Here is a 5,242-nt window from a genome sequence, read left to right as displayed (position 1 = left end):
CGGATGCCGCGACCGCGGCTTGCACCTGGGCGTACGCATGCTGCACCGCCGCGTCGTACAAGTGAATGTCGTCGCCCTTCGGCGGTGACGCGGCAGTGACGGTCACCGCCGCAGCTGGCGCGCCGCGGCCGACTGGGACAGGGACCAATACAAGCAGCGCCACGCCCACACAGACCGCTACCGCCGTGGCGACGCCGCCAACCGCGAGGCTGCCGGCGGGAGACCGCCGCAGAGAAGCGGCAAATCGCAACGGATTCTCAACCAGATACAGGGTGAGCACAGCCAGGCCGGCGGAGAAGAGGGCCGCAGCCAGTCTGCCGGCCAGGCCCAGCGGGTGGCCGAGCAATGGTGGGGCGAGCAGCAACACCGGCCAGTGCCACAGATACCACGAGTACGACACCCGTCCGACAGCCCGCATCGGCGCCCATGCCAGCACGCGCCCGCATCCCCGCCAAGGTGCGGCACAGCCCGCGCCGATCACCAGAGCCGTGCCGAGGACGGGCAACAAGGCGGCGCTACCTGGGTAGGGCGTGCTCGTGTGCAGCAGTGTGCAGCCCAACACGATGACGACCAGCCCGACCCATCCTGCAACCGTGGCAGCTACTACCGGTAGCCGGCGCCACCGCCCGGCCGTGAGGGCCACCAGACCACCGACGGCTAACTGCCAGGCCCGCGTGGGCAGGGAGTAGAACGCCACAGCCGGCGCCCAGTAAGTCGTAGCCACGAGCGACACCACAAACGACAGGGACGCGACCACTGCAAGCACCACTACATATGGAGTCGCAGAGGAGGTATCGGCTCTGTTGCGCCGGCGCACACGCCGGATGAACCACGCCGTACCGATAATCAAGGCGGGCCATACCAAGTAGAACTGCTCCTCGACGCCCAATGACCAGTAGTGCTGGAAAGGGGACGGGGGCATCACACTGACGAAGTAGTCGTTGCCTTCCAGGAGGAACCGGTAATTACCGACATACAACGCACAGGTGATGCCATCACCCAACACGGTCCTGGCTTGCAACGGGGGTAACAAGGCCGCAGCGCCGATAGCGGTAACGACACCTACCGTGGCCGAAGCCGGCAGCAGTCGGCGAGCTCGCGCCCCGTAGAAGCGGCGCAGCTGCACGCTTCCAGCGGTGCTCACCTCGCGCCAAAGCAGCCCAGTGATGAGAAATCCCGAGATGACGAAGAACACGTCCACGCCGGTAAATCCGCCGCCGATACCAGGCACCTCGGCGTGGAAGAGGACAACCGCCAGTATCGCGACGGCGCGCAGACCCTCGATGTCCGGACGAAATCCGGTTCGTGGCGCGCGTTGCCCCTGGGTCCCTTCGACAGGGCTAACGCTTTCGGCTTTGTGCAAGGTCACCGACTTCGTAGGAGGGCGGCTTCTTCGATTAGCGGCATTGTTACACCTTGGCAAGTATGGACGGGTGGTTTCAGGCTGGGATGTCTTTCAACTCCGCTTCAGTGAGCGCGTTGCTAGCCTGTTTTCCTTCGACTAGGAGCCGCTTGTGCAAATAGCAATGGGCCTCTCCGCCATCGACGGCCTACTCGTGGCGCCATCTGCAACACTGCCTCCACGGCAGCGTTGTAGACTTTGACGACTCTTACCAATGGAATCTGCAATCTGTCCCGCCAGAGACTAAGTGCCCCAGCCCAATTCGGTTGCTGGGGCCGTCCGACGATGCGCCGGTACTGTGCGGTGGCGGTCGCTATCCCCGTCGATGGTCGCAGGGAGTGGACCGTCGGGTGCACTTTCCTCGGGCGCACCCGCGCATGCCGCCCGGTACCTCTTTTTCCGCTCACCCAGACCAAAATTTCTCCTGTATCGCCATAAATCGCTACTGATGACGATGGCATCCGGGCACATGCCTGAAAGTTCTGGATTCCAGGTAAATAGCTTCGGTAAGGCGTTAAGCTGCTGGGCGGTTGAGCCAGGGCTGCGCGGCTGCCGCTTTCGTTTCGCATAACGCGCACGGGGAGTGAAGGGCCAGATCTGCGATGAAATTTGTGCTGGCATGCTATGGAAGTCGCGGCGACGTCGAGCCCGGCGCCGCTGTCGGTCGTGAACTACTGCGCCGGGGGCACGACGTGCGCATGGCAGTCCCACCCGACCTGGTTGGCTTCGCCGAGGCGGCTGGGCTTCAGACCGTCCCTTACGGAATAGATGCACGGGCGCCGTTGGAAGCGCAGCGTGACTTCTCGAAGTCTTTATACCGCAACCCGTGGAAGATCCAGGAGGTGACTAGGAAGTGGCGCGAACTGGGGCAGCTTGTTACCCAGTGCTGGATGGAGATGAGTAGGTCGCTGACGTCCCTGGCTGAAGGCGCCGATTTGCTGCTCACCTGCATGAGTACCGAGCCGCCCGCCGCCAATGTTGCGGAATATCACGACATTCCGTTCGCCACGTTGCACTACTTCCCGATACGGGCCAACGGCCATTACATTCCGATCCTGCCGCCGCCGCTGGGCCGCTTGGCAATGAGGGTGGACGAGTGGATGTATTGGCGCTGGACGAAGCAGCCCGAGGATGCGCAACGTCGCGAACTCGGCCTGCCGAAGGCAACCTGCCCCGCGCCGCAACGGATCGCCCAGCGCGGATCACTGGAGATTCAGGCGTACGACGAGCTGTGCTTCCCTGGGGTGGCAGCCGAATGGGCGAAATACGATGGACGACGGCCTTTTATCGGCGCGCTGACTATGGAGCTGCCAACGGATGCCGATGACGAGATCGCGTCGTGGATTGCCGCGGGAACACCGCCGATTTACTTTGGCTTTGGCAGCATACCGATCGAATCTCCCGTCGACACGCTCGAAATGATCAGCGCCGCCTGCGCGCGGTTAGGCGAGCGGGCGTTGGTTTGCTCGGCCGGGACCGACTTTCGCCAAGTCCCCGAGGACGAGCACGTGAAGGTGGTGGGGTCGGTGAATCACGCGGCCACCTTTCCGACCTGCCGCGCGGTCGTGCACCACGGTGGCGCGGGCACTACGGCGGCAGTCCTGCGCGCCGGAGTCCCCCAGTTGATCTTGTGGAACACGTCGGACCAGCCGTTCTTTGGCGCTCGGATCAAGCAATTGAAACTAGGTACGGCCCGGCGTTTTTCGAGCACTACTCTGCAATCGCTGATCGCGGACTTGCGCACCACTCTCGCTCCGCACCACCTCGACCGCGCCCGCGAGATCGCCACACAGATGAGCAAGCCCGCCGAAAGCATCGCCGCCGCCGCTGATCTTGTGGAAAATTTCGCCTGCTCAAGGCGTGTAAGCTGACCGCGACGGTAGCACCGCCGCGACGATCGGCGCCTGGCCAGATCTGCAAGATGGCAAGACAATCGTCACAGCGCATCCGCATCGACGCGACAGCACGCATCCGCTCCGACAACGGGAAGTCGCTAAGCGCCAGGGGTTTTCCGCGACGCAGCTTCTGCCCACTATCGGCTCGGTTTGCTCCTCGCGGCGCGCGGTGGACGGCGTAGCAGTTGCGCGCCAGCCGCAGGCGGGCAGCGCTCGCATCAGTTACCGACCAGCGGGAGAATTGACGAAACTTGCGAACTGCGGGTGGCGCACTGGGTTAGAAGCTTCGCGCAGCGGGGAACCTCGGCAGACAGAAATGACATCGACTTTGGCATGGCACGTACGGCGGGCGAAGGCCCGCCCGGGGGAAGGATCGTCTAATGAACCGCATCAAGGTCGTGCAGCAGGCACTCGACGGGCGGTCGCAGCGCGTCTACGTGGAGATCGGCGTTGGGTATGGATTTTCGCTCCGGCGCATTAGCGCCGATGAGAAAGTCGCTGTCGACCCGGAGTTCAGGCTGTCGCCCCGCTCACGCAGGAAAGCCGAGGCGAAGGCGCGCGCCACCTATTACTTCGAAACGACCAGCGACGCCTTCTTCGCGAACGAGACGACATTCCTCGATCAGCACGGCATCGATGTCGCCTTAATCGACGGGCTCCATACTTATAGGCAGGCTCTGCGTGACGTCGAAAACACCCTGCGCTACCTGCGCGACGACGGCGTCATTGTTCTACACGACTGCAACCCCGCAAAAGCCACGATCGGCTACCCGGCCGCGTCGTATGCCGACTTTCGGGCCCAGAACCGCTGGCACTTCGTCTGGAGCGGCGATGTCTGGAAGGCAATCGTCCACTTGCGCAGCACCCGGCACGATCTGCGCGTCGCGGTGCTGGACTGCGACCTCGGTGTGGGGGTCGTCCGAAAAGGGTTGCCCGACTCTCAATTATCCTATTCCGCGGCGCAGATTGAGGCGCTCAACTACGCGGATCTTGCTGCTGACCGCGAGCGCTTGCTTAACCTGAAGCCGCCCGCGTACCTCCGCGAATTTCTCGCGTCAGAATGCCGAACTTCCGAAAAGTAAAGTTGGCCTGTCAGGGCGAATTTCGCACCGGACATTAATTGAGGATCGGCAACCGGTCGGGGTGAATCTTTGATCCTCCGGGTACCCGGCGTCACCCGGTAACCCGAGATGTCCGATCCGGATGACTTAACGCGCCAAAAGCGTTGCGGCGGCTGATCTTGCCCGAGAATTTCCGTCGCCTCGAAACCCCGGGCTGATCGGCGTAGGCGGCGACGTCGCGATGGTCGGCGCCGGCCAAGCTGGCAACTCAATCGTCACAACGTATCTGCATCGATGCGAGACAGCACAACGTCGAGCCTTGCGCGCCGCTCTAGGCTCGGGAGCTGCGGCTCCGCCAGTGTCCCGGAATCCCGTAATCTGAGGCGATTGAGTTGCCGGGGCTTGCCGATGGCGAGGTCGCGCGCGGTACTCCGCTGCCGTTGCCGTTTCTTGGCTCCAGGGTCGATAGGCTGTCCGATCGGTGTGTTTGCGACGATGATCAATTAGCAGCTCGCGGCCGCCAAACGCGGCAGGACACCCAAGCATCTGCTGTTGCATGATTCGAGAGACTTCGACAGCGACGGTGGTGTAACGTTCCGGCCCAGCAGCCTTTGCAGACGTGGGGGGAAAACCTCGAAACATGGGTGTCCTGTTGCAAGCGGGCAGTGCGATTCGAGGAATGGCCGCTCCCAACGGCGAACAAGACGCGCACGCACTAGCCGAGGCACGCACGTATGGCCAGAGGTGAAGCAATGTATGACGCTATCGTCGTCGGCTCGGGAGCCTCCGGCTCGTGGGCTGTCAAGGAGCTGACGGAAGGCGGCCTCAACGTTGTGTTGCTTGAGGCTGGCAGATATCCAGACATCCCCCGGGAGTTCCCTGCC

Annotated in this window: 3 protein-coding genes; 2 read left to right on the top strand and 1 reads right to left on the bottom strand. The window is 63.0% G+C overall.

What is annotated here, in order from left to right; genetic code table 11:
• Positions 1-1,369: acyltransferase (locus tag VFA16_RS00790; RefSeq protein ID WP_324965989.1), on the bottom strand; the 1,369-nt coding region annotated here is incomplete at its 3' end.
• A 635-nt stretch (positions 1,370-2,004) separates the two neighbouring features.
• Here VFA16_RS00790 and VFA16_RS00785 point away from each other — a divergent pair.
• Positions 2,005-3,273 (top strand): glycosyltransferase, encoded by a 1,269-nt coding sequence (locus VFA16_RS00785; protein ID WP_324965988.1) that lies wholly within the window; start codon positions 2,005-2,007, stop codon positions 3,271-3,273.
• 404 nt (positions 3,274-3,677) lie between these two features.
• Positions 3,678-4,379, top strand: coding sequence for a class I SAM-dependent methyltransferase (locus VFA16_RS00780; protein WP_324965987.1), 702 nt, complete (start codon positions 3,678-3,680; stop codon positions 4,377-4,379).
• Positions 4,380-5,242 lie beyond the last annotated feature (863 nt).

It is taken from the genome of Mycobacterium sp. (assembly GCF_035653355.1).
GTDB lineage: Bacteria > Actinomycetota > Actinomycetes > Mycobacteriales > Mycobacteriaceae > Mycobacterium.
The sequence above is the reverse complement of the archived record's forward strand: the minus strand, read 5'-3'. Positions and strand labels throughout refer to the sequence as shown.

What these genes read in the sequence shown, in the direction of transcription:
- VFA16_RS00780 (WP_324965987.1), top strand. Translation starts at nt 3,678, where the DNA reads ATGAACCGCATCAAGGTCGTGCAGCAGGCACTCGACGGGCGGTCGCAG.
- VFA16_RS00785 (WP_324965988.1), top strand. Translation starts at nt 2,005, where the DNA reads ATGAAATTTGTGCTGGCATGCTATGGAAGTCGCGGCGACGTCGAGCCC.